This window comes from Agarivorans sp. MS3-6, from assembly GCF_054112545.1.
In genome coordinates, this window is sequence record NZ_CM134202.1 from 442,569 (window position 1) to 468,411 (window position 25,843).

At 42.6% G+C, this 25,843-nt stretch carries 23 protein-coding genes; 14 read left to right on the plus strand and 9 right to left on the minus strand.

Annotated features, from left to right (window positions below; translation table 11 throughout):
• Nucleotides 1–78: 78 nt before the first annotated feature.
• From ACVFI8_RS02080 to ACVFI8_RS02105, 6 genes are all read right to left on the minus strand, one after another.
• Nucleotides 79–363, minus strand: coding sequence for an integration host factor subunit beta (locus ACVFI8_RS02080; RefSeq protein ID WP_248715102.1), 285 nt, complete (start codon nt 361–363; stop codon nt 79–81).
• A 112-nt stretch (nt 364–475) separates the two neighbouring features.
• On the minus strand, nt 476–2,149 hold the full coding sequence (rpsA, locus tag ACVFI8_RS02085) for a 30S ribosomal protein S1 (protein ID WP_248715101.1): 1,674 nt from the start codon (nt 2,147–2,149) through the stop codon (nt 476–478).
• Nucleotides 2,150–2,254: 105 nt separating this feature from the next.
• A complete protein-coding gene (gene cmk, locus ACVFI8_RS02090; protein ID WP_457872895.1) occupies nt 2,255–2,935 on the minus strand; it encodes a (d)CMP kinase in 681 nt (226 codons plus the stop codon).
• Between the two features lie 220 nt (nt 2,936–3,155).
• Complete coding sequence (locus ACVFI8_RS02095) at nt 3,156–4,490, minus strand: sigma-54-dependent transcriptional regulator (protein WP_457872896.1); 1,335 nt, start codon at nt 4,488–4,490, stop codon at nt 3,156–3,158.
• A gap of 2 nt (nt 4,491–4,492) precedes the next feature.
• The gene (locus ACVFI8_RS02100; RefSeq protein WP_457872897.1) at nt 4,493–5,539 is read right to left on the minus strand and encodes a sensor histidine kinase; all 1,047 of its coding nucleotides are present in this window, start codon (nt 5,537–5,539) and stop codon (nt 4,493–4,495) included.
• 109 nt (nt 5,540–5,648) lie between these two features.
• Entirely contained in the window at nt 5,649–7,133 is a 1,485-nt protein-coding gene (locus ACVFI8_RS02105) for a sigma-54 dependent transcriptional regulator (RefSeq protein ID WP_457872898.1), read from the minus strand.
• A 330-nt stretch (nt 7,134–7,463) separates the two neighbouring features.
• Here ACVFI8_RS02105 and pseB point away from each other — a divergent pair, with 330 nt between their 5' ends.
• The 14 genes from pseB to ACVFI8_RS02175 all read left to right on the plus strand — a co-directional run bounded on the left by pseB (nt 7,464) and on the right by ACVFI8_RS02175 (nt 23,495).
• Nucleotides 7,464–8,450: a UDP-N-acetylglucosamine 4,6-dehydratase (inverting) gene (gene pseB / locus ACVFI8_RS02110; RefSeq protein ID WP_457872899.1), complete on the plus strand. Its 987-nt coding sequence runs from the start codon at nt 7,464–7,466 to the stop codon at nt 8,448–8,450.
• Between the two features lie 3 nt (nt 8,451–8,453).
• Nucleotides 8,454–9,611 carry a UDP-4-amino-4,6-dideoxy-N-acetyl-beta-L-altrosamine transaminase gene (gene pseC / locus ACVFI8_RS02115; protein WP_457872900.1) on the plus strand — a complete coding sequence of 386 codons (1,158 nt, stop codon included), beginning with the start codon at nt 8,454–8,456 and terminating at the stop codon, nt 9,609–9,611.
• Complete coding sequence (gene pseF / locus ACVFI8_RS02120; RefSeq protein ID WP_457872901.1) at nt 9,604–10,305, plus strand: pseudaminic acid cytidylyltransferase; 702 nt, start codon at nt 9,604–9,606, stop codon at nt 10,303–10,305. Before pseC ends, pseF begins: the two co-directional genes overlap by 8 nt.
• Nucleotides 10,306–10,385: 80 nt before the next feature.
• Nucleotides 10,386–11,501 carry a DegT/DnrJ/EryC1/StrS family aminotransferase gene (locus tag ACVFI8_RS02125; protein WP_248715093.1) on the plus strand — a complete coding sequence of 372 codons (1,116 nt, stop codon included), beginning with the start codon at nt 10,386–10,388 and terminating at the stop codon, nt 11,499–11,501.
• 13 nt (nt 11,502–11,514) lie between these two features.
• Nucleotides 11,515–13,458, plus strand: coding sequence for a thiamine pyrophosphate-dependent enzyme (locus tag ACVFI8_RS02130; RefSeq protein ID WP_457872902.1), 1,944 nt, complete (start codon nt 11,515–11,517; stop codon nt 13,456–13,458).
• Nucleotides 13,459–14,565: a biotin/lipoyl-containing protein gene (locus tag ACVFI8_RS02135; protein ID WP_457872903.1), complete on the plus strand. Its 1,107-nt coding sequence runs from the start codon at nt 13,459–13,461 to the stop codon at nt 14,563–14,565.
• Nucleotides 14,565–16,043 carry a hypothetical protein gene (locus ACVFI8_RS02140; RefSeq protein WP_457872904.1) on the plus strand — a complete coding sequence of 493 codons (1,479 nt, stop codon included), beginning with the start codon at nt 14,565–14,567 and terminating at the stop codon, nt 16,041–16,043. The genes ACVFI8_RS02135 and ACVFI8_RS02140 overlap by 1 nt, the downstream gene beginning before the upstream one ends.
• Complete coding sequence (locus ACVFI8_RS02145; RefSeq protein WP_457872905.1) at nt 16,040–16,804, plus strand: class I SAM-dependent methyltransferase; 765 nt, start codon at nt 16,040–16,042, stop codon at nt 16,802–16,804. The genes ACVFI8_RS02140 and ACVFI8_RS02145 overlap by 4 nt, the downstream gene beginning before the upstream one ends.
• 17 nt (nt 16,805–16,821) lie before the next feature.
• Complete coding sequence (locus ACVFI8_RS02150; protein WP_457872906.1) at nt 16,822–18,354, plus strand: CDP-glycerol glycerophosphotransferase family protein; 1,533 nt, start codon at nt 16,822–16,824, stop codon at nt 18,352–18,354.
• Nucleotide 18,355: 1 nt separating this feature from the next.
• Nucleotides 18,356–18,886 carry an adenylyl-sulfate kinase gene (locus ACVFI8_RS02155; RefSeq protein ID WP_248715087.1) on the plus strand — a complete coding sequence of 177 codons (531 nt, stop codon included), beginning with the start codon at nt 18,356–18,358 and terminating at the stop codon, nt 18,884–18,886.
• Nucleotides 18,876–21,209, plus strand: coding sequence for a PEP/pyruvate-binding domain-containing protein (locus ACVFI8_RS02160; protein ID WP_457872907.1), 2,334 nt, complete (start codon nt 18,876–18,878; stop codon nt 21,207–21,209). Before ACVFI8_RS02155 ends, ACVFI8_RS02160 begins: the two co-directional genes overlap by 11 nt.
• Nucleotides 21,210–21,241: 32 nt before the next feature.
• The gene (locus tag ACVFI8_RS02165) at nt 21,242–21,823 is read left to right on the plus strand and encodes a gamma-glutamyl-gamma-aminobutyrate hydrolase family protein (protein WP_457872908.1); all 582 of its coding nucleotides are present in this window, start codon (nt 21,242–21,244) and stop codon (nt 21,821–21,823) included.
• Nucleotides 21,805–22,542: a phosphocholine cytidylyltransferase family protein gene (locus ACVFI8_RS02170; protein ID WP_457872909.1), complete on the plus strand. Its 738-nt coding sequence runs from the start codon at nt 21,805–21,807 to the stop codon at nt 22,540–22,542. Before ACVFI8_RS02165 ends, ACVFI8_RS02170 begins: the two co-directional genes overlap by 19 nt.
• Nucleotides 22,542–23,495 (plus strand): glycosyltransferase, encoded by a 954-nt coding sequence (locus tag ACVFI8_RS02175; RefSeq protein ID WP_457872910.1) that lies wholly within the window; start codon nt 22,542–22,544, stop codon nt 23,493–23,495. Before ACVFI8_RS02170 ends, ACVFI8_RS02175 begins: the two co-directional genes overlap by 1 nt.
• 159 nt (nt 23,496–23,654) lie before the next feature.
• Here the strand turns inward: ACVFI8_RS02175 and ACVFI8_RS02180 are convergent, their stop codons facing one another.
• Genes ACVFI8_RS02180 through ACVFI8_RS02190 form a run of 3 tightly spaced genes read right to left on the minus strand, consistent with a single transcriptional unit; the run spans nt 23,655 to nt 25,838 of the window.
• On the minus strand, nt 23,655–24,386 hold the full coding sequence (locus ACVFI8_RS02180) for an SDR family NAD(P)-dependent oxidoreductase (protein WP_457872911.1): 732 nt from the start codon (nt 24,384–24,386) through the stop codon (nt 23,655–23,657).
• Complete coding sequence (locus ACVFI8_RS02185) at nt 24,379–25,587, minus strand: AMP-binding protein (RefSeq protein WP_457872912.1); 1,209 nt, start codon at nt 25,585–25,587, stop codon at nt 24,379–24,381. The genes ACVFI8_RS02180 and ACVFI8_RS02185 overlap by 8 nt, the downstream gene beginning before the upstream one ends.
• Complete coding sequence (locus ACVFI8_RS02190) at nt 25,587–25,838, minus strand: acyl carrier protein (protein ID WP_248715080.1); 252 nt, start codon at nt 25,836–25,838, stop codon at nt 25,587–25,589. The genes ACVFI8_RS02185 and ACVFI8_RS02190 overlap by 1 nt, the downstream gene beginning before the upstream one ends.
• Nucleotides 25,839–25,843 lie beyond the last annotated feature (5 nt).

The window sequence follows — 25,843 nt, forward strand, 5'->3', positions numbered from 1 at the left end:
AAATAAAAGCTAGGGAAATTATGCAGCAATCACGCTAATTTAACCAGCCAAGATCACCTAATTGTAAAAGAAACAAGACTATAGGTCGTTATTTACCCGTTCTCGCAATTCTTTACCAGGTTTAAAGTGAGGAACATGTTTACCAGAAAGCTCGACTTTCTCACCGGTCTTTGGATTTCTACCTACTCGAGGCGCTCTAAAATGCAGAGAAAAACTACCAAAACCACGGATTTCAATCCTATCGCCTTCCTGCAGTGAACAGGTCATTTGCTCTAAGATTTCTTTAATTGCCGACTCAATTTCTTTACTGGTAAATTGAATATGTTTACTCGCGAGTATTTCAATTAAATCAGATTTAGTCATGGATTCTCCAAGCCATTGATAAAGGGAACTAATACCAGTGTAGATAAAGAACTTGGGGGGGACAAGTCCCCCCCAATATTCAATCACATAAATCTAAAAAAAGATTTAAAGATTATTCGCCTTTAAGCGCTGATTTGAATGCGTCAGCCATTGCGTTACCAATCTGAGCATCTTCTTTCTTGTTCAGAGTAGCCATCGCTTCTTTCTCGTCCGCTTCGTCTTTAGCACGGATAGAAAGGCTGATTACGCGGTTCTTACGGTCAACACCAACAAACTTAGCTTCAAGCTTGTCGCCAACAGAAAGAACCAGTGAAGCATCTTCAACACGGTCACGGCTAACATCGCCAGCACGTAAGTAACCTTCAACGCCACTTGCTAGTTCGATAGTTGCGCCTTTAGCATCAACTTCAGAAACAGTACCGTTTACTAGGGCACCTTTCTTAAGGTCAGCTAAGTAGTTGTTGAATGGGTCTTCAGCAAGCTGTTTAACACCTAGGCTAATGCGCTCACGTTCTGCGTCAACTTGTAGTACAACAGCTTCGATTTCGTCGCCTTTCTTAAAGTCGCGAACCGCTTCTTCACCTTGAGCATCCCAAGAGATGTCAGATAGGTGAACAAGACCGTCAATACCGCCGTCAAGGCCGATGAAGATACCAAAGTCAGTGATAGACTTGATTTTACCTGAAACTTTGTCGTTCTTATCGTGAGTGCTAGCGAATAGCTCCCATGGATTAACTTTACACTGTTTCAAACCAAGCGAGATACGACGACGTTCTTCGTCAATATCCAATACCATAACTTCAACAAGGTCACCCACGTTAACCACTTTAGATGGGTGGATGTTTTTGTTAGTCCAATCCATTTCAGAAACGTGAACTAGACCTTCAACACCGTCTTCGATTTCAACGAAACAACCGTAGTCAGTAAGGTTAGTTACGCGACCTTCAAGACGAGCACCTTCTGGGTAACGGTTAGCAATTGCTACCCATGGATCTTCACCCAGCTGTTTAAGACCTAGAGATACACGAGTGCGCTCACGGTCAAACTTAAGTACTTTAACGTTGATTTCATCGCCAACATTAACAATTTCGCTTGGGTGCTTAACGCGTTTCCAAGCCATGTCAGTGATGTGTAGAAGACCGTCAACACCGCCAAGATCAACGAATGCACCGTAGTCAGTAAGGTTCTTAACGATACCTTTAACTTCTTGACCTTCTTGTAGGTTCTCAAGAAGTTGATCACGTTCAACACTGTTTTCAGTTTCGATAACAGCACGACGAGATACCACTACGTTGTTACGTTTCTGGTCAAGCTTGATAACTTTAAATTCAAGCTCTTTGCCTTCTAGGTGAGCGGTATCGCGAACTGGGCGAACGTCAACTAGTGAACCAGGCAAGAATGCACGGATGGTGTTAACTTCAACTGTAAAGCCACCTTTAACTTTACCATTGATGATACCAACAACCGTTGCTTGCTCTTCGTAAGCACTCTCAAGTTGGATCCAAGACTCGTGACGCTTCGCTTTTTCGCGAGAAAGAACAGTTTCACCGAAACCATCTTCAACAGCGTCAAGGGCTACGTCTACTTCAGCGCCTACTTCAACTTCCAATTCACCAGCAGCATTTTTAAACTGCTCGGCAGGAATGGCAGATTCTGACTTAAGGCCAGCGTCTACTAATACCATACCGTTTTCGATACCTACTACAGTACCTTTAACAATAGAACCAGAACGAAATTCCAAATTCTGTAGAGACTCTTCAAAGAGTTGAGCAAAAGATTCAGTCATTTTATAATTTACACATATAGAAACGGCCACTCAGCAATCCGGCTAAATGGGGTTAATAATAAACACCTATTTCATCCATGTTATAGGTGAGATAAATCCCAGAGATTACTGGGTTAATTTTTCGTCGATAAACGCTATCGACATTGAAACCACTTCATCAATAGAAAGTGCAGTAGAATCAATTACTAACGCATCTTGAGCAGGAACTAAAGGAGCAACCGAACGGTTTCTATCTCGTTGGTCTCGTTCTTCAATTTCGCTCAAAAGGTGGTCAAAACTAACATCAAAGCCTTTATCTTGCAACTGATTATAGCGCCGCTCGGCCCGTATCGCCGCGCTCGCATCTAGAAAAATCTTTGCTGGGGCGTCAACAAATACCACCGTCCCCATATCTCGACCATCGGCAATTAAGCCCGGTAAGCTTTTAAATCCGCGTTGCCTACGTAATAGGGCCTCGCGTACACGCGGAAAAGCAGCCACTTTAGAAGCGGCATTACCTGCCGTTTCTTTACGGATTTCAAGGGAAACATCTTCTCCCTCTAATATCACCATGGTTTGGCCATTGCTCGCTTCAAACCGAACATCTAAATGGGCGGCCAATAAGCTCAATGCTTCTTCGTTATCTAATTGCACATCATGATGAATAGCAGCGAGTGCCAACACACGATAAATCGCGCCGCTATCTAATAATTGCCAATGATAGTGCTGGGCTAAACGTTGACATAACGTCCCTTTGCCTGACCCACTTGGGCCGTCTACTGTCACTACTGGAACGTGTTGCGTCATGAGTCCCCCATAAATGCCTAGACCAATAATGTGGCTCCACAGAAATTATCAGCAGGAACCAAAAATCGGCGGCATTATACGTGAAGTGACGGCATTTAGCCCATTAATTTATTAATAGGAAACACGGTAAGCCGAACGCTCATCGCATTTTTAATAAAAAAGCAGCATCTACTACTACGATGCTGCTCTAAAATATGGATGTATGCTGATTGTTCAGGATTTAAGCAGGAAGTTCAATTCCTGCACCTTTTATCCGAGCAAGTTTATAGCGTAAGGTTCTGGGACTAATACCCAATTTTTCCGCCACATCTTTGCGCTTACCGTTGCAGGCTTTTAAGGTTTCTAAAATTATTTGTTGCTCTTGTTGCTTAAGTTCTAAACCTAAGGGTTCGCCATTTGAACCATTTTCTTCCGCCGCTTCAGTGAATAGCATTGGCTCATACTGATTTTCAATAATCAAACAATCAGCATCTATAGTGGACTCATTGGCTAAAATTAGCGCGCGTTGCATAACATTATCTAGCTCACGGACATTGCCCGGCCAAATGTGATTCAACAACTTATGTTGAGCACTTAAACTTAATTCACAGGCCCTCTCACTGTGTCTTCGCAACAAATGGTTAGCCAAGGGGATGATATCGCCTTTACGCTGATTTAGCGGCACCCAGTTTAATGGGAACACGTTCAGGCGGTAATATAGGTCTTCTCGAAAATGTCCTAAACTGACAATTTCTCGCATATCACGGTTACTGGTGGCAATAACACGAACATCTAACTTAATCATTTTGCGACTGCCCAAACGCTCAACTTCTTTTTCCTGCAGTACCCGCAGCAGTTTAGCTTGCAGCCCTAAGTCCATTTCGCTGATTTCATCTAACAGTATGGTGCCACCCTGAGCTTGTTCAAATTTGCCTGGGCAGGCTTTTATAGCGCCAGTGAAGGCCCCTTTTTCATAACCAAACAACGTGGCCTCAAGCATATTTTCAGGGATCGCAGCACAGTTAATCGCAACAAACGCTTGCTCGTTGCGTGGCGAACAATCATGGATATAACGAGACAACACCTCTTTACCTGCACCACTGGGCCCACTAATTAATACCGTCGCTTCAGAAGCGGCCACTTTTTGGCTGATATTTAGTAATGCTTCGGTGACTGGATCGCCATAAACAGGCTCTCTTTTTTCAACCTTTACAGCTGGAGCAAACCGCCCCACCTGATTGAGCAGCACCTCGGGCGAGAAAGGTTTAGATAGGTAATCAATGGCACCGTCTCGCATTGCTGAAACGGCATCATCAATTTTGGCGTAGGCCGTCATCAGTAACACGGGGATTAAAGGCCATTTTTGCTTAATGTTTTTTAATAAACTTAAGCCATCCATTCCGCCCATTTGCACGTCACTAACCACCAGATCAATAGATTGATTAGACAAAATAACTAATGCGGCCTCACCACTCTCTGCTTGTTCACAGTGATACCCCGCCAATCCAAGCGTATCAATGAGTGCTTCGCGTAGTCCGGCGTCATCTTCAACAATGAGTATTTTTGATTGACTCATGATTATTGTCCTCCCACAACTAGATGTTGCTCTTCTCTCTCAGGAACCGGCAAACTAACGATAAAACATGAGCCATGTGGGTTAGATTTGAGCATTACGCTTCCTTGGTGAGCTTTAACCACTGATTTAACTACCGCTAAACCTAGGCCTGTGCCATTTTGCTTAGTGGTATAAAAGGGTTCAAAGATCTTCTGCGAGTATTCGGGGGGTATTCCACCCGCTTGGTCTTCAATGTAAATATTAATGTTATCTTCAAGGTATTTCGCGGATATGGTTATAGACTGCCCTTCTGCACTATGTTGAGCAGCATTTTCAATGACGTTAGATAAGGCCGACACTAATGCACTTGCATTGACCAACAACTCAATATTCTCGCTACATGGCTTGATGTCTAGTTTTACCTTGTGCAGCCTTACAGATGCCTCGGTCGCGGCTTGTAGTTGTGAAAAAATCTGTTTTATCGGCGTTGAATTAACAATCATCTTTTCGCCACTTTTAGCAAATAGCAGCATGTCATTCACCTGCGTTTCTAAATCATTCAAGCGCGCCATCATTTTGCTTTGAAAGCTCTGTCGTGAATGTTCCGATAAGGTTTTATTGGCTAAGTTAGAGCCATATAACATTGCCGCTGATAATGGGGTTCGAATTTGATGAGCTAGCGAGGCAACCATGTTGCCTAAGGCCGACATGCGTTGTAGTTTGGCGACATTCTCCTGCAGCTTTCGTGTATGGGTCATATCGGTTAAAACGATTAACTGACCTTGAGAATTGCGTAAAGGAGACAAGCTAAGCTGAACTTTTTTACCATTAACCAAAGAGAGTTCATGGCCATCGTCTGCTTTAGGTGAAAATAAACGCGGTACAGCCTCTAACCAACGCTGCTGTTCAATATCATTACCCAGTAGCTGCTTAGCCACCGGATTAGCGCGAGAAACAAAGCCTCTATTATCAAGTAAAATTAGCCCAGACGGCATAACATCAAAGATCTGAGCGAGGTCATTCTCTGATAATTGGGCTGATTGCTGTTGTTGTGTAAGCTCTGAAGGCATGACTATTGCTCCGCGTCATAAAACCGTTAACAGTGCTAAACAATCAATTATCATGCCAAAAAAAAGGCCATGATATTCATGGCCTTAGCTAAGCGATTTTGATTAATACCTAATTGTCTTTATTCAAACCGTACTTACGCATTTTTTCTACCAAGGTGGTTCTGCGCATTCCTAGTTGCTCAGCAGCGCGCGCGACTACCCCGTCTTGTTGTTCAATGGCTTGGCGAATAAGATCGACTTCTAGCTCAGCCAATAGTTCTTTAAGGTTAACCCCTTCATCGGGCAATTGCTGAACGGCTCCCCAGCCCTCATCATCCTCAGTTTGGTTATCATCACTCTCTTCAGGAAATAACAGGTCTGGGCTTGGGTCTGAAAATACCGAGGCATCTTCATCGTTGAATATCGCTAACAAAGCGTCTCTTTCTGCCAACTCAGGGCTGTAGTTTGGTTCAAATACTTCAGCATCAATGTGTCGATATTTAGGCGGTAAGTCATGCACATCAACAATTTGGTCAGGATGTAAAATAAGTAGCCGTTCAACTAAATTAGATAGCTCGCGTACATTGCCAGGCCATTGATGTTGCATTAAAGATTCTACCGCGCGTTGAGTAAAACGTACCACGGCCGAATGCTCTTCTTCATGCCGATTAACTAACTCTTGAAGCAATAAAGGCACATCATCTTGACGCTCACGCAGCGAAGGCATTTCGATAGGAAATACGTTGAGGCGATAATATAAGTCTTCTCGAAACTTTTCTTGCTCTATCATTCTTTCTAACTGGCGGTGAGTGGCGGCCACCACCCGAACATTAACATGAATCGCTTTACTACCGCCCACCCGCTCAAACTGACGCTCTTGTAATACACGTAATAACTTCACTTGCATTGGCATCGGCATGTCGCCAATTTCATCTAAGAACAGCGTGCCGCCTTCGGCTAATTCAAAACGACCTTTACGCATCGCAAAAGCACCGGTAAACGCCCCTTTTTCGTGGCCAAATAATTCACTTTCTAATAAATCAGCGGGAATAGCCCCACAATTAATCGGCACAAAAGGGCCATCTCTTCGGTCAGAATGGTCGTGGATGGCCTTTGCGACCACTTCTTTACCGGTACCAGACTCGCCAAGAATCAACACATTGGCTTCTTTCTTAGCCACCTGCTCGATTAAATGACGCACCTCTTGAATGGCAATACCCTTGCCAATCAGATTCTGTCGAAGACGCTCACTTTTGGCTGGGGATATTTTCCCGGGTAAGTGGGTTAAATAGGCATCACAATGGTGGAGTAACTGAGTCAGTTGCTCATAACTAAAGGGCCGCTCAAGGTGCCCAATTAAATTGGATGAGTGGCTAATAGCATCTTGGGTGCCCACACTGATAAAAGGGCATTGAGGAAAACCCGCGACAATATCGTCGGCTTGCGATACGTCACTACTGATAAGCACCACCTGCCCTGAAGCAGTGACTTGCGATTCAAAATCAGCCTTACTACAAATGTTAAATTGTTGCCCAATAAAGCCTAACACGGTCTCTAACTCTTTAGCTCTAGACTGGTCGTTATCTAGCACCAAAACATTTTTGGATGCTTGCATCCTTATCCCCTGCATAAAAATTCGGCTACCTTGCGACAAACCTAACTAAAACCAACAATTACACTGAATTGTAAACACGCGTCAAAAATTCGCAAGCCATTCGCCATAAATGCGACAAAAATATGACGCCCGCTTGATTTTAGGAATAACAAAAGCTTAAGAACAGTTCACAAATCCGGTGATTTTGTGGATTACGTTGAAGAAATGAACAAACAGCAAGGCCACGACTATGTTTAACTACCTAAATTGGATAGGCTTCTAGGTATAAGCTTTGCATAGCTCATATCATTAGCAACTATGCTTCATCAAATCTGGAATTGGGAATAGTGGATGTTTAACGACAAACAGATATTAATAACAGGCGGTACTGGTTCGTTTGGTAAAAAGTTTGTTAAGTTACTATTGCAAGAGTATCGGCCTAAACGTGTCATTATTTATTCCCGCGATGAATTGAAACAATATGAAATGCAGCAGCAATTCAACCAATCTTGCATGCGTTATTTTATTGGTGATGTGCGAGATAGAGACCGCATAACCATGGCCATGCGCGGGGTTGATTATGTCATCCATGCGGCCGCGTTAAAACAAGTCCCCGCAGCTGAATACAATCCGATGGAATGTATAAAAACCAATATCAATGGCGCTGAAAATGTCATTAATGCCGCACTGCATAATAAAGTACGAAAAATCATCGCCTTATCAACCGACAAAGCGGCTAACCCGATCAACCTCTACGGCGCGACTAAACTGGCTTCAGACAAACTATTTGTCGCAGCCAATAATATAGCCGGTGACCAAGAAACCAGCTTTTCAGTGGTACGTTATGGCAACGTGGTGGGTTCTCGTGGCAGTGTGGTTCCATTTTTTCAGAAGTTGATTGATGAAGGCGCAGAATCACTACCGATCACTCATGAAGATATGACCCGCTTTTGGATTACTCTCGAGCAGGGGGTGCAGTTTGTGGTAGATAACTTTAAGCGTATGCACGGCGGCGAGATATTCGTGCCAAAAATTCCTTCCGTTAAAATAACCGACCTTGCCAAGGCGATGGCTCCCGACTTAACGACTAATATTATCGGCATTAGACCTGGCGAGAAATTGCATGAGGTAATGTGTCCTGCCGATGATTCTTATCATACTTTCGAGTTTGACGATCATTACGTGATTGCGCCCTCTATTTCTTTTAGCAGCCGTACGAATGATTTCCAGAAAAACGCTTTAGGTGAAGGGGGTAAAAAAGTCGAAGTGGGCATGGAGTATAACTCCCTATCTAACCCGCATTACCTGACCATCGAACAGATCAAAGAGCTTCGATAAGCCATGAGCGATCCTATTCATTACGGTAAGCAACAAATCGACCAAGATGATGTGCAAGCCGTGGTCGATACCCTAAATTCGGCCTTTCTAACTCAAGGGCCTCAAGTGGCTCAGTTTGAACAGGCCTTAGCAAACTACGTAGGTAGCGCTCATGCTATTGCCTGTAGTAACGGAACCGCAGCGCTTCATCTTGCTTGCATGTCTTTAGGTGTCGTCACTGGGGACATCGTTTGGACCTCAGCCATTAGTTTCGTTGCTTCGGCCAATTGTGCACTGTATTGTGGCGCCTCTATTAGCTTTATCGACATTGATGCTGATACTGGAAATATTTCAGTCGCCGCATTAACCCAAAAATTACAACAAGCAAAACACACCGACTCACTTCCAAAAGTGATTGTGGTCGTGCATTTGGCGGGCAATAGCTGCGACATGCAAGCCATTAGTGAGTTATGTAAGCCTCTAGGCATAAAGCTAATCGAAGACGCTTGTCACGCGCTAGGCGCGAGCTATCAAGGCGACAAGGTGGGCAACGGAAAATATAGCGATTGCTGTGTATTTAGTTTTCACCCCGTTAAAAGCATCACCAGTGCCGAAGGTGGAATGATAACCACCAATGATTCGAACACCGCCAAACGACTAAAACAGCTAGCCTCTCACGGTATCACGAAACACCCCACAGAGCTCCAGCTGGCAGGTCAACCTAATTGGTATTACGAGCAACAGAGCTTAGGGTATAACTACCGATTGTCTGACTTACACGCAGCCTTAGGCTTAAGCCAATTGGCAAAACTCAATACTTTTATTGAACGCAGAAAGCTGATATTTCAACAATACCAAACCGCCCTTAGCGTTGGAAACTTGACACTGCTTGAGCAAAACCCTGAAGGCGAAAGTGCCCACCACTTGGTGGTTGTGCTTATTCCCAACAATAAAAGAGATGCGGTCTATCAACGGCTAGCCGATATGAAGATTCATTGTCAGTTGCATTATATGCCTATTTACCGCCAGCCTTATCATCGAATAAGCGATGCCGCCATCAACACATTTTCGGGTGCTGAACAATACTTTGCCAATGCTTTATCACTGCCGGTCTACCCTGATTTAAGCCATCAACAGCAACAGCGAGTGATACAATCTTTGCTGGAGATAGTGAATGAATAAAAGCCTATGCGTTATTCCCGCGAGAGGCGGTAGCAAACGTATCCCCAAAAAAAACATTCGGGATTTTTGTGGCAAGCCAATGATTGCTTGGTCTATAGACGCTGCAATTAATAGCCAACTGTTTGATGATGTCATCGTGTCCAGTGATAGCGCCGAAATTATAGAAATTGCCAAGCAGTATGGCGCCAGCACCCCCTTTGTTCGCCCGGCTGAATTAGCCAATGATCATGCTGGCACAACCGCCGTAGTTAAACACGCGGTTAATGCTGTTGACCCTGATAAATCGCGTTACTCTACTATTTGCTGCTTATATGCCACCGCGCCATTTGTCACAACAGACAAACTACTTGCCGCGGTGACCAACCTGGCAGACCCCCAATGCGAAACCAGTTTTTCAGCTTCCAGTTTCGCTTTCCCTATCCAGCGAGCCATCAAGTTGAACAATAAAGGGGTGGCTCCGTTTTACCCTGATCAAATCGGTAAACGCTCACAAGACTTAGAGCCCGGCTATCACGATGCCGGACAGTTTTATTTTTGGACTAGGGAAGCACTGGACGGCAACGCAGGCATGTTTTCTGAAACATCATTCCCGGTGATACTGCCAAGAATGCTGACTCAAGATATCGACGAACCTGAAGATTGGGAAATGGCACAGTTTTTGTTTAATTATTTGCATAAACAACATTCGCTGTGAGTATAGCCGTATCAGATATCTAAAGTTATCGCGGTTATCACCGATATATTAGTAACAACGACTTGAAGGGGTCTTTATAAATGACTTCCAAAATAAGAACAGAGCCTCTTTTAGTACAATGCCCTAGCCTACCTGATCGAGACATTCTCAATCAGTATATTGACCGAATTTACCAAGCAAAATGGATAACTAATAATGGTCAATTAGTTCAGGAGTTAGAGCGAGAATTAACTACCTATCTTGATGTTCCTTATCTTGTGTTAACCGCTAACGGCACCACTGCTCTGCAACTTGCTCTTAAACTATTTAATGTCGAGCAAGAGGTGATTACGACCCCTTTCACTTTTGCCGCTACTGGTCAAGCTATCAACTGGATTGGCGCGAAGCCAGTTTTTGCCGATATAGACTCAAAAAGCTTATGCCTTTCACCGCAGAGTGTGGCAGAGAAAATTACCGACAAAACCCAAGCCATACTGCCGGTAAACGTTTATGGGCGAACAGCCCACCATGAAGAATTCGAAGAGTTAGCCAAACAGCACAATCTAAAATTAATTTACGATGGCGCTCAGAGCTTTTCAACACCTAGCCTACATCAAAAACTAGCGCTCAATAGCGGTGATGCCACCATTCTCAGCTTCCATGCCACTAAAATATTTAACACCATTGAAGGTGGAGCTCTCATTCTAAACAATGAATCAGACTACCTTCAGGCGAAAGCGATGACCAACTTTGGTTTTTCCGATGGGTTCCCAGCTGAGGTGGGCACCAATGCAAAAATGAACGAGCTAGAAGCCGCATTTGGGCTAGCAAATCTGCATAAGGTTGATCTAGAAATAGCCAAACGAAAAGAACTGACAACAGCTTATTTGGAGAAACTGGGGGCAATGACAGAACTCAATCTAGTCTCTTCACCTAATTATTCGTATATGCCTGTAATTTTTGATAGTGAAATGACGCTGTTATCGGTAGCTGAATCATTAGCTGAATCTAACATCTTTGGCCGCCGCTACTTTCACCCTTTACAAATAGGTTCTGATCCCAAATTGTTACCCACTGCAAGTTCAATATCACAAAGAATTTATTGCTTGCCGCTTCATAACAATATGGATATTGATGATGTCACGACTATTTGTACGCTCATAGAGCAAGCGGTTATTCGCAATCAGCATACCGCTCTTAACCTCAAACGTAGTTAAGCAATACACGCCAATGAAACCACTAGAATGCGACAAACTTAAGCCTAACCTTGCTGACTTAACAACAGCCTTCAAACGCGCTCTACTTATTCGCCAGGCCGAGTATAGCCTGCTTGATTTGTATAAAGAGGGACTAATAAGTGGAACAATTCATACCTGTATTGGGCAAGAATTAATTGGTGCCATCATCGGGCAAACCTACCAAGAGGGAGATTACATTTTCTCCAACCATCGTGGTCACGGTCACTTCCTTGGCACATTCCCTGAGCAGCTATCTGCTTTTTTTGCCGAATTACTCGGCAAGGAAACGGGCTTATGTGGCGGCCATGGAGGCAGTCAACACTTGCACCATGATGGATTTACAAGCAATGGTATTCTCGGAGGAACAGCCCCGATTGCGCTAGGTACGGCGCTCGCTCAAAAACTCTCTAAGAAAGGAAAAACAATCGTATTCCTTGGTGATGGAGCCATGGGGGAAGGCGTAATATATGAAGCACTAAATATGGCCAGCCTGTATAAAGTGCCTTTATACATTGTTTGCGAAAAAAACCATATAGCTCAAACCACTGCCACTGATTTAACCACTGCAGGCAGCCTTCTCGACAGAGCTAAAGCATTTGGCATAAACACCTTCTCCAGCACAACCCTCAATCCTGAGGGGCTAGTTGAAAGTGTAAATCAAGCTATTGATACATTAAAACACGGCCCGGTATTTCACCTGATAGAAACCCAACGTTTGATGCCTCACTCAAAATCTGATGACACTCGTTCACCGGATAGCATCAAACAAATGTGGCTTAATGATCCCTTAGACAAATGGCATTTTTCTTTTTCTGATAGTGAACAGCTAAAACAAAAAGAACAAGTTCAGTCTCTTATACAAGAAGCAATAAAGCAGGCTTCATCAGCGGATCACGCAACGCGTTTTCCTCCCGTGTATACACCTGCGAGCTCAATGCTAGAGCAAACGGCTGAATTATCAGAGCAACCCTTGGTAGAGCGGATCAATCAGGCGCTACACACTCAACTCAAAAACCCCTTATCAATGGTATTTGGTGAAGATGTTTTAGACCCATACGGCGGCGCATTTAAAGTATCGAGAAACCTCTCTGAAAAATACCCGTCACAGGTATTGAGTACTCCGATAAGCGAAGCTGCCATTGCCGGTATGGGAATAGGTCTCGCATTAGCAGGACGGCGGCCAATTGCTGAGATCATGTTCGGTGATTTCCTAGGTTTGTGTTTTGACCAACTGTTTAATCATGCCAGTAAAATTCCAAGTATGTTTAATGGCAAGGTCAGCATTCCGCTGATTATACGCACCACCTCTGGTGGTGGCAGAGCTTATGGCGCAACACATAGCCAAGCTGTTGAAGGTTTACTGCTAAACAAACCAAACATTCAGAGTATTTCCTGCCATCCCTATTTAAGTACAAAACAGCTTGAGGACAGTTTTGCTTCAGTTGAAAGCACCACTATCATTTACGAACCTAAATTGGCCTATCAATCTAAAGCCTCGAGTATTAAAGGGCACAAACTATTTACCGTTGGAGCGCCATGGCCCGATTTATTCGTTCAGCCAATGATGCCCGCTTACCTCACACTGATTTGTTACGGCCCAACGCTTGACCTTAGCTTAAAAGCCGCTCAAGAGCTGCTTTTCAAATATGAGCTTCCCGTAGAAGTTATTTCATTATGCAGACTTGATACGCCGAACTGGGAGCTAATCGAGCGTTCAGTAAAACATACAGAAAAGGTGTTAATCGTTGAAGAGTCTCACTCAGCTGATGGTTTAGGTTATTCGATCATTAACCACTTACATCAGCATAACCAAGAAATACAAGGGCGAACACTATGCGCCCACTTTTCACCTTTATCAGCAGCACCTCAAATTGAGTCTCAACAGCTAGTGAGCTCATCAGATGTCATTAACTGTATTGTTAATTGGAGCCAATAGATGTCGATCACTTATATTCCCGCCCCTCAAGAATCGGCCAATGATAGCGAAGTAAAGCTTGTAGAATGGCTAATTGAAGACAATTGCGAAATTGTTGAAGGCCAAATTTGTTTAAGCTTAGAGGGCAGTAAAAGTATTTTTGATGTTGAAGCTCCCACCACGGGAATATTGAAGCAACTGGAGTCTATCGGCAGTCAAGTGCAAGTGGGAGAGCCCATCGCGCTTATTTACCAACAAGGTGATGAACAACAGGTACAAACACTACTCGCATCGCTATCCACTAAAACAGAAACCGAGATACCGGAAAACTTCACTGAGCCTGCTTATGCTCTAGCCCAAAAACATGAATTGGTTGACTATTTTAGCCAACAAGAATTTGTTAACAGTAATATGGTTCAACGCCATGTAGACCATAAGTTAATCAAGGCTCTAAGCGATAGAGAAAGTTCGCTAACGCCGGCGGTAAATGGAAGAACCCTCTTAATTGGCGCAGGAAAAGCTGCATACCAAGTCATGGCCGTGCTATCCAAAGACCCAAACACCGAAGTCATCGGTTTTATCGATGATACGCAAGAGAAGCAAGGGCTAACACATCTAGGCTTACCCATTTTAGGTACCATCAACGATTTAGAAGAAGTACTTACGAATCAATCGATTGACTCGATCCTTTGTAGTGCTGGTAACCAGCAGCTAAGAAGACGAAGTATAGAATTAGCCCTTAAATATAAGCTCACAATGGCGAACGCTATCCACCCTAGTGCCGTATTAGACCCAGGGGTATCTATCGCCGGGGGTAACTACATAGGGCCGCTTTGCTTCATTGGTGCTGATGCCAAAATTGGTGTGGGTAACTTCATTAGCTCTAACAACGTCATCGAACATCATTGCCAAGTTGGCTCATGCAATACAACAGGACCTAGCGTATCTCTGTCTGGTGCGGTAAAAATAGCTAACTTTAGTACTTTCGGCTCAGGAATAATTATACAGCCCTCAATAACACTGGGTAACCACGTTAATCTTGCTTCTGGCGCAATCATTACTAAGGATATCGCCGACTACCAGAGTGTTAAAATTCGTTCGAATTTAAATATTCGAGGCAGTCACTAATGAAGTTTATCATTCTAGGTACTGGTAGCTTTGCTCAAAAGCTCTACGCTACTTTTACTGATTACTCATTAAACGTAACTGCATTTATCGATGAATTTGCGGTTGGTGAGCTACAAGGGCTTCCAATTTATAAAGCGAGTGAGATACCACCAGCATTTCACCAACAAGAACACTTTTTCTTCATTGCTATTTCACACCCCGAATATGCAAAAGCAGCAAAACAACGGCTATTAAAACAGGGATTAACTGGTGAATGCATTTACCAGATAGATGACGACTCAAGTAATATTCTAATCTCTTCGCTATTGGAACAGTCAACGAACAAATTTTGCAGTAGCCTAAAGCAAGCAAAAGGCGACTTTGTCCAAGTTGAAAACATGTTCTCACAAAGCGCTATTCCAACTGATGAGATTAGCTTCCGCCTTTTTAATCGCGCTACGGGTTTTCTAAAGCATTTGGGTCATTTGCCGGCTAGCCTCGCACAAAAACATAACAGTCACCTGCTGTGTGATGAAAATATTGCGGGGTATGAGGTTCGGTTATGTAGCCAACAAAGAGCCATGCAAACACCGGCTAAATTAGTCGTTACTTCGCAACTGCTACCTTGCTCTCCGAAAGAAACCCCGAAGCTCACAATGGTGCATGCTATTTATGACTCGGCGATGTATAGAGACAGCTTGATTAGTAACCTCAAACAAGCTGAACAGCACTTCATTGCCGTCGCGTCTAAAGCCAGTATGAAACAATTTAAAAGTATTGTTGAAGAGCATCAGCTTAACAACGTTACCTTGCTCGCTGCTGGCTATCCCAAGTTAGACCTAGCCATTGATAACTACCAAGAAAAAAGTAACTCTGAGCGTATAACTTTACTTTATGCCCCGACACAAAGTTACACTCAATCTGAAGAATGCAAACATTTATATAGCATAAATTTCGCTCAACACATTATGAATGAGTTATTAGCCTTAGGTGAGCAATATCAAGTTGTTTTTCGCCCACATCCAGAAGATTTATCTTTAGCAAACGCCAATGCCCCAGGGCAAGCCTGTGAAATATTTCAATGGTTATTAGCACTGGAAAATTCAGAGCCCCGTTTTCAAATAGACAGAGGCAATCAAAATGAAAGTTTTGCAAACGCTAATATTATGTTGAGTGATAGTTCTTCTAGTGCTTACAGCTTTGCATTTACTAGCTTGAAGCCCGTACTCTTTTTATCTTTCAACGAGCATGAATTATCTAACAGTGTTTTAAAAAACGACTACTTTAACGATAGACAAAAAATAGGCTTTATTAACCAAAAAATTGAAAACTTGGCCCTCGACGTACACCGCTTGCTTGAACAAAAAGATGCCTTCAAATCGCGTATTCAACAACTACGACATAGTCAAATTTTTAACCTAGGACACTCCCAAGAATATTTGCGCTCACAAGTAACGAGCATACTAAACACAAAAACAATTCAAAAGGAAACTTTATGAAACATGGAGATTTCAGTCAACTAGCGGAAGCTTACGACCAATATAGACCAGATTATTCCACTAACGTGCTAGAGGCAGTGTTGGGTTTGTTGGACAGGGACATTTCCGAATGCAACTTTGCAGACGTTGGCGCAGGGACCGGGATATGGACCAGAATGCTAGCTGCAATGAATCCCAAATTGGTGAATGCTATTGAGCCAAATGAAGAAATGCGAAGTCATGGAAGTGCGCATTCAGTTGCAAATATTGAGTGGAGAGATGGTAGTGGTGAACACACAAATTTAGCAGACCAAAGTGTTGATTTGGTATCAATGGCCTCTTCTTTCCATTGGGTCGATTTTGAAAAAGGTACCGAAGAGTTTCATCGCATCTTAAAACCAAACGGTCTTTTTGTCGCGCTGTGGAATCCTCGTTTTATCGATAACAATCCAATTCTAAAAGATATAGAAAACTATTTATATGTACTTGAACCTAATATGAAAAGGGTCTCCTCTGGTTCTTCAGGTATGACATCGACCATTTTCGATAAGTTAACAGAGAGTCCTCTGTTTGATAACGTACTCTACCTAGAAGGGCGACATAAGAAACATTTCACTACCGAGCAATACATCGGTGTATGGGAATCGGTAAATGACATTCAAGTTCAACTCGGCAAAGAGAAATTCGGCCTATTTTTAGATTTTATAAAGGAAAAAATAGGCAATAAAGGGATCATTGCAGAATACAAGACAAGAGCCTGGGTTTCTCGCAAAAAAAGCTAATTAATATTGGGATAGATATGGAAACAATACCTACATACATCGTTGGTGCTGGAAGCTTTGCAGCCAAACTAGCCAGCATTCTCCAACAGTATAAAATCGAATATATATTTGTAGATGAATATGCTAAATCACCGATAAACAGCAGGCCTGTTGTTAAAGCTGAGGCGCTAACATCAAGCAATGGATTATTCCTCGTCGCCATATCTATCCCTCAATATGCAAAAGCCGCTGAAGAACGATTACTTGAGCAAGGAGTTGCACAAAAACAAATTTTACAATTGAACTACGATTCTGCAGTCGTGACTCTGGCATCGATGCTCACGATCAATAAAGACAAAGCATTAACGGAGCTTTATTCACAACATCTATCATTTGCTGATTTCGAACAGCGTTTTTTTGTGAAAAATCGGGTTAAATCAAGCAGTGATAGCAAGCAGTTCAGCATTGGATTTAATTTCTTAGGACGTGGTGGCGGCTTTAGAAAACATGCGGGACAACTAAGAGAAACCCTCGCAGTTAACCATAACATTGCGACTTTTAGCGATGAGATGTGTTTTTCAGGCGATCAGCCTGAAAGCTATAACATATACAGCCAAGAAAGAATGCTGAATTCAAATTGGGCCGATCTTACAGTAACAACGAATTTTTACCCCTGCTCACCTCCTTCAACCACCAAGCTCACCTTAATGCATATGATTTATGACTTTCTTCTATTTTCAGAGGAAACTTCTCAAGGTATGCGTCAAGCAGAAAATCACTATATTTACATGCCCTCTAAACCTTGTATGGAACTACACAAGAGAATTTGTTTTGAAAAAAAATTGAACAACAATATAGTGCTAATTCCTGGTGGTTATATTCGACAGGATGACAATCAACAGCGTTATAACGAAATCGCTTTAAAGCATCCAGAGCCAGAATGCATTGTATATGCTCCAACTTTATCCTCACTATTAACAGCACAGCAAACCAAATATAGTTATTCGATATTACATGCCGAGGAATTTTTACGAGACATTCTACGTACATTTCCTGACAGAAAAATTATTTTTAGACCTCATCCGGAAGATTTAGACTTAGTCGAGTCAGGCATTAAAACTCAACGAGCCAAAGCGTTCAGCCGTATTCTTTCTTTTTGCAAAGAGCACCCTATGTGTTCAATTGACGATAAAAGAACTGACTATATAGAGACATTTGCAAAAAGCATCATGATGATTACAGATACATCTGCAATAGCCTATTCCTTCGCCTTAACTACAGGCCGTCCTGTAATTTTCTTTTCTCCAAACCAGACCAAATTGCAAGAAGCCCTACCAAATGTTTTGTATATAAGAGACAGAGAGCACTTTGGGGTCTGCGTTGAAACAACTCAACAATTGATTTCTGCGGTCAAAAAAATTCTTGATGGAAAAGTTAGCTGTAATACCGACTTTGTAAATCAAGTAGTATTTAATAGAGGCTGCGCCGAAAAGTACTTAGTAGATAATCTGGATTACATCCTTACAAACAAAAAACACCCCGACTGGTGGTACTTACAAGAGAACCTATAGTATGAAAGGACGTGTCATTTGGATCACTGGCTTACCTGGTGCCGGAAAAACAACACTAGCAAACCAACTAGTCAGTCTATTGCAACCTTATCATCCGGTATTGTTAGACGGAGATAGCTTGCGCGCAGCATTAAACGATCAAGATTATAGCGCACAGGGACGAAAGAAATTGTCTTTACAGTACGCAGGTTTAGCCAACATGCTGGCAGAACAGGGCCACCTAGTCGTGGTATCGGTTGTGGCAATGTATCACGAGGTTCACCTTTGGAATCGTGAAAATAATAAACTTTATACGGAAGTACTACTTAAGCCCTCACAGAGAACCTTGTCACATAGAAATAAAAAGGGCTTATATCAACCTGGCGGTGCATTTGAGTCATTAGATTCAGCAAAAAACGAGTTGGCGATTGAGTACCCGTTACACCCAGATTATATTTTTGACAGTGGCAATACACACCCTCAAGATTTGGCTAAAAAATTGCTTGATAGTATAACTTTAAAATCTCAAGGAAAAATTGGCCATGCTGGATAGCTCAAATCAATGTCAGTTTACCTTTTCAAATAAAGGTCAAACTCTGCTTTCTCTAAAAGAAGCTAAACTGAATGCTAAAGTTTTGGATGGCGTGTTGATGAGTTATTCGCAAGTGTCAAACGCTACCGAAGCTGACTTTAACCAAATTTTTGTCCAATTATCCAACAATAACTTAATTGTAAGAAGTAGTTGCTCACAAGAAGATTCTAACCAGCAATCTAATGCAGGAAAATTTGAGAGTATTAAGAACGTTACGAATGCTCAAGAACTCATCGAAGCTGTAACTAAAGTTTTCAACAGTTACCGCCCTCACTTAAGCAATGCTGAGCAAGTATTAATTCAGCCTCAATTACAATCTGTTATTAGTTGTGGGGTTGCATTTAGTTGTGTGCCTGCTACTGGAGCGCCATATGTTGTTATTAGTGAATCCGAGGATGGCCATACTGATACAGTGACTGCTGGCGAGAGTAATAACTTTAGTACTCATTACTTAGCTTCGCGCGATACAGCTTGCCTTCGGCACAAATTGATTTGGGATTTATTGGCCGATTTAAAACTTATCTACCCTCAGACAGAATTAGATATTGAATTTGCTTTTACTGAAGGCGAAGCAACTCCTGTTTTATTACAAGTTAGGCCGCTTATTGTTGCCCAACAAGCAGACACTACCCAAGTCAAGCAAGCGCTGAGTGACATAGAAACCAAACTAAAAGGCCTGTTCAAACCTCACCCTTACCTTAGTGGTAAACAAACAGTGTTAGGGGTAATGCCAGACTGGAACCCAGCAGAAATAATAGGTTTAAGACCAAAGCCCTTAGCAATGAGCCTTTACAAAGACCTCGTCACCGACAGCACTTGGGCCTATCAACGAAACAATTACGGTTATAAAAACCTAAGAAGTTTTCCACTTATGATAGATTTACATGGCTTGCCTTACATTGATGTAAGAACAAGCTTTAACTCTTTCATACCCAACGACTTGCCTCCTGCCTTGGCGGACAAATTGGTAGACTATTACCTCGATAAGCTAGTCGCTAACCCCAGTTTTCATGACAAAGTTGAGTTCGATATTGTGTTGTCTTGTTACAGCCTTGATATTGAAACGCGCTTAAACAGCTTTCGTGAAGCCGGCTTCACTGAACTTGAATGCCACACGTTAACATCTAGTTTAAGAAATTTAACCAATCGTATTATCGATCCACGTTCTGGCTTATGGATCCAAGATCTACATCGAATAGAAAAGCTAAAGCAACGTCAAAAAATTGTTAGTCAGCAAATTGACGAACCAGAGCAACAAATATATTGGTTACTAGAAGACTGTAAGCGCTATGGCACACTCCCCTTTGCCGGTTTAGCAAGGGCGGGGTTTATTGCGGTGCAATTACTTCAGTCATTAATTAATGAAGGAATTATCAACGAAGAGCAATATCAACTTTACCTCGAGTCACTGCAAACTGTGAGTGGCCAACTAGCTAACGATTTCCACTCTTTAGACAAAAATATTTTCTTACAAAAATATGGTCACTTAAGACCCGGCACATATGATATTTGTTCGCCAAGGTATGATTCTGAGCCAGACCTATATTTTAGCTGGACACAACAACCTTCTGAACCTAAGGCTTCCCCTCGCTTTAGCCTAGACCTACAGCAATATAACAAACTAAACAAGCTACTTGAGCAGCACTGCTTGAATCACAGTGTTGATTCATTTCTGCACTTTATAGGCTCCGCCATCGAAGGGCGTGAATTAGCCAAGTTTGTTTTTAGTCAATCTCTCAGTGATGCAATTGAGAAAATAGCTAAACTAGGTGAGGTTCATGGATTCAGCCGAGATGATATGGCATTTGCAGATATCAACGTAATTCGTAACTTTAGTGGCTGCGCGGATAACCCCAAGAAGGCGCTTCAGCAATCAATTGATAGTGGGAAACAAAAGCAAGCACTTGCTCAACAAATACACTTACCCGCATTAATTTGCCACTTAGATGATATCTATAATTTTAAGTTACTAGCTAGTGAGCCCAACTTTATTACCCAAGGAGTGGTAAGTGCGGAAGTCACCTCTACAAAGAACCAACAAGACTTAGAAGGAAAAATCGTGTGTATACCTAGTGCTGATCCAGGTTTTGATTGGTTATTTGCCAAAGGTATTGCAGGATTAATTACTGAGTTTGGTGGTTGTAACTCCCATATGGCAATTCGCGCGAATGAACTGGGATTACCCGCTATCATTGGTGCAGGCCAGCAGCTTTATCACAACTGGTCTAAAGCTAAACGCTTACATATAGACTGCAGCAATAAAAAAGTGACCCTACAAGCATGACGCCGGTACTTGTATCACTAGGGCGCCATACTATGCAATATCAAGAGGCCCACGATAGCCTTGATGAACGCTGGAATCTATTACTCATGCGTGCAGGGATTTTACCTATTCTGGTAGCAAATCATACTGAGACAGCCAGCGCATTATGGCAAACACTAAAGCCTGCGGGTGTGATATTAACCGGTGGAGGTGAGTTTAGTCTTCGCGACAATGATGTAAGAAGTCGCACCGAAGAACAATTAGTTGAACTAGCTAAACAACACAACAAACCATTGCTCGGTATATGTAGGGGCATGCAAGTCTTACAACAGTTAAATGGAGAGAAACTCATTAAACTAGAGGGACACGTTAACCCTAATCAGGAAGTTTTAGTCAATGGAAGCTCAATTCCCCTTAATAGCTACCACAATTACGGTGCTAAACAGGTTGAAATGCCCTTTAAAGCCTGGGCAATTAGTCATGATGGGGTTATTAAAGCAATTGAAAGTAGAGAGACCAAGCAAATTGGGATCATGTGGCATCCGGAGCGAACAGAACCCTTTACCTCGCGAAACATAGAATTTCTAAATCGACTATTTGTAAAACAGGAGTATCCATGCGCGCACTTATACTAGCTTCTGGGCGAGGCTCTCGTTTAGGCGAACTCACAGCTAAACAACCCAAGTGTTTTACCCCTGTGGCCCAAAAACGACTTGTTGAATGGCAAAAGCTGGCATTAAGCGGTGCCGGAATCGACCAATTAGCCGTGACTACAGGCTATTTTTCAGACAGCTTTAAGCCGCTCTTCGAGAAGCGTTTCCACAACCCACTTTGGGCAAGTAGTAACATGGTCTACTCTATGCTGCAGGCCAAAAATTACATTGCAGAGGAAAGCTGTATTATCAGTTATTCTGATATAGTTTATTCAGCCGATGCGGTTAAACGCCTGCAAAGTTGTCATGATGACATTGCTATAGCCTATGATCCTAAATGGCTTAGTCAGTGGCAAGCCCGTTACGAAAATCCATTAGATGACGCAGAAAGCTTTTCAATGCAGCAGGGCTACCTAACTGACATTGGTCGCAAGGTTAATAATCTGGACGAAATCAACGGGCAATATATGGGGCTACTGAAGTTTACCGTTAATGGCTGGCAGCAGGTTCTCAATTATTTAAATCAACTAAGCCATGAACAACTGGCTAAACTTGATATGACCTCATTGCTTCAGGGATTAATAAAAGCGGGCCACTCTATCGCGGCTGTAGCCATCGCGGATGAATGGTTTGAGGTTGACACTCTAGAAGACCTGCTAGTTGCAGAGCAACAGGTAGCCAATTTTTCATGGAATCAATAATGAAGCCGTTAATTAGTGTTGCGGTTAGTTGCTACCAATTTGAAGACTATATTGAGCAATGCCTACGAAGTGTACTAGACCAAACATGCTCAGTACCCTTTGAAGTGATTGTTGTTGATGATTGCTCAAAAGATAACTCTCGCAACATTATAGAAAAATTGTGCTGTGAGTACCCTAACAAATTAACCGCCATTTTAAGTGATACTAACTACGGTTCTGATACCACTAAACAAATAGCTATCAGCAACTGCAGCGGTGACTTCATCGCGTTTCTAGATGGTGACGACTTTGCCTACCCAGAAAAATTAGAAACACAATACCAATATCTACAAGACAATACCGACTGCGTACTTTGTTACCATGATATGGCACTTGTTGATGCTAACAGCCAATCGCTGGGCAACAGTTTTGCTGAACAGTTTTATAATCAACACCTTGTTCCAAGCAAAGCGGCAATGCAACATCTAGTAGAGTTAGGTAGTTTTTTGGTGTCGAGTAGCCAAATGTTTGTTAACAGTAGAGTGCACCCTTGTGTACTACCGGCAGATGTTAAAATAATTCAAGACTTTTACTACCATATCCATAATTCACAGTATGGTTTTTTGGGTCGAATAGATAAGGTGCTGGGGGCCTATAGACAGCACAGTGCTAGCTATACTGGGCTAACTCACAATAACTCAGCCAGAAGGTGGCAAACGCTTGCTGATATATTGTACGCCTGTGACTATGCACAAAATCTTGGGCTTGACTCGGAAAGCGTAAGAAAAGGCAAGAGCCACTATTATTTCGCCGCATCGATTTATTTTTTAAAAAGACGGGCTTACTCTGATTTCCAAAAAGCGCTAGAGATGAGCCAATCCTACTCATCTCCTTTTAATGAAAAACATAAACGTCTGCTCGAGCTCATTGATCAGCCCCAAGCAGCTTATGCGTTCATTACTAGTGAGTCGTAACTTCAATCTTATATAGGCTGCTTTAGACAAGCTGCGGGGACATGTTCCGACCTAGGTGACAATACCAAGAGTCCAAACTATCTGGCTCAACCAGATAGCCCGGAAAATTGCGAAATGCTGCTGATATTTAGCAATAAAGCAGCCAAAACATCGACAAGATTACGCCGTGCTTCCGGCATCAACAGTAATGGTCGTGCCAGTAACAGCACTGGCTTCTAAACTGAGTAAATAACATACCGCTGAAGCGGCTTGCTGTGGGCTCGCGAGGCTTTTCAAGGGCGTTCGACGGCGTATTTTATCTAACTTATCTCCTTCCAGCTTTTCTGTCATCTGGGTTTCTAAAAAGCCTGGAGCAACACAATTCACAGTGATGTTCGCTTTGCCCAACTCTCTGGCAAGCGATCCCGTAAATCCTTGTAACGCCGCTTTAGATGCAGCATAAACACTGAGCCCATTAAAGCCGGTAGTGGCTATAATTGACGAGATATTGACAACCCTACCCAACTGGTTAAGTAGCATCGGTCTAACCAAGTATTTAGTCATCATTATTGGCGATTGAATATTAAGTCGCATCACTTGTTCTATTTGACTATCGTGCATTGTCGCCAATACCCCATCATGGCCAATCGCGGCATTGTTAACGAGGGCATAAGGACGGCCAAATTGTTTTACGATATCTCGACACAATTGAGGGATCTTATCTAAATCAGCTAAGTCACACTGTAGCCAATCTAGCTGTTGAGGATAGTGATTAGCTAGCTCGATGAACCCATCACTATGTTGACGCGATAAGCCAAGCACCCGATAGCCATGCTTCAACAAAGACTCACTGATAGCTAAGCCAAGGCCTTGACTTGCTCCACTTACTACTACCAATTTAGTATTATTCATTTCTTTTTACTTTACCTGTCAATGCTACATCAATGCTATCTAGCCAGCGGAAAAACATCGGTATTTGATAGCGTTGTAAAATACGATTACAGTGTTCCAGTATTTGCTTCTGGGCTAGTTTAGGATCTTTCTCGGTGGACACAATATCAGCAGCAACCAGTTGTCCCATGATAGGATTTGACTTAGGGTAAACCCTTGCATGAAGTACTTGAGGGCATTGGTGTAGCACACTTTCAATATATTCAGGATACACTTTATTGCCACCGACATTGATTAAGCCGCTACTGCGTCCTTGAAAGTAGACTCTACCTTCTTTAACCGTCACTTTATCACCGGTATTGATATAGTCTTTTTCAACAGTAACTTTTAGTAACAAACAATCATCACTATCAATGCTTAACATTGGAAATCGTTTAGAATTATTAAGCCAACTTAGCGGAAACCCAGCTAATCCGTCGGACACAGCAAACCCAACACCAAGCTCAGATGCGGCAAAAATATGAGACACTTTGGCTTTAGGGAAAAGGCTATTTATTTGGTCTAACAAAGTTTGCTCGGCAATTTCACCGCCGATGCTAACAAACTGTGGCTGTAAACATTCAATGCCTTTAGCCATCATCAAGCGCCGATAAATTGATGGTGTTGCAGATAGAGCATTAACCCCATTACTTAGCATAATATTTAAAGATGTTTGGGGGTTTACACTTACGGCGTCAACCAGTTTTGCTCCACTTAGCAGGCTTTGCAAAATAACTTGTATGCCAGCAAATCGAGTCGCTTGATAAAGCAGACCCCAACATAAACAAGCTTGCAACTCTCCGGTCACCACTGCTCTGCATAACTGTTGCGATGTATGTGGGTTCCAGCTTGGTATACCGGTGGTGCCTGAACTGGCAAACCACCAGCTGGTTTTCTCCCAGTTATCACCTTTTATATCAGCATCAATTCGGCGTAAAACCTCATCGGTATCTACCCCATCAGGTAATAACACCAAATGTTCTACGTAACCATCGAAAGCCAGTAACTCGGTGACAAATTGGAGAATATTTTTAAAACGAACAATAGCATAATGACGCCCCGAGTTAGTTTTGCGCAATACACGTGCCGAGCTAATTAAACTGTGAAAGCTCACATCTTGCTCAACACTAAGCGCGACCTTATCAGTAAAACCGCTTATTGCCTGTTCAAGATTTACCCACATTACTTATCAGCACTTCGCTGGTAGATCGAGAGGAACTCACCAAAAGTACGGGGATAAACAGCCATTTCCATTTCACTAAATGGGTCAAGGCCTAGCTCTTCTTCTAACTGAGCGACTAACAATGCAAAACCTAATGAGTCCAAACCGCTTTCCAATAACACAGTTTGATTCTCAATATTCTCGATTAACGTGCAGCCACAAAGTTGAGCCGCACTTTCGAAGCACTCGCGAATACGTTGTTCTAAATTCAAAATCA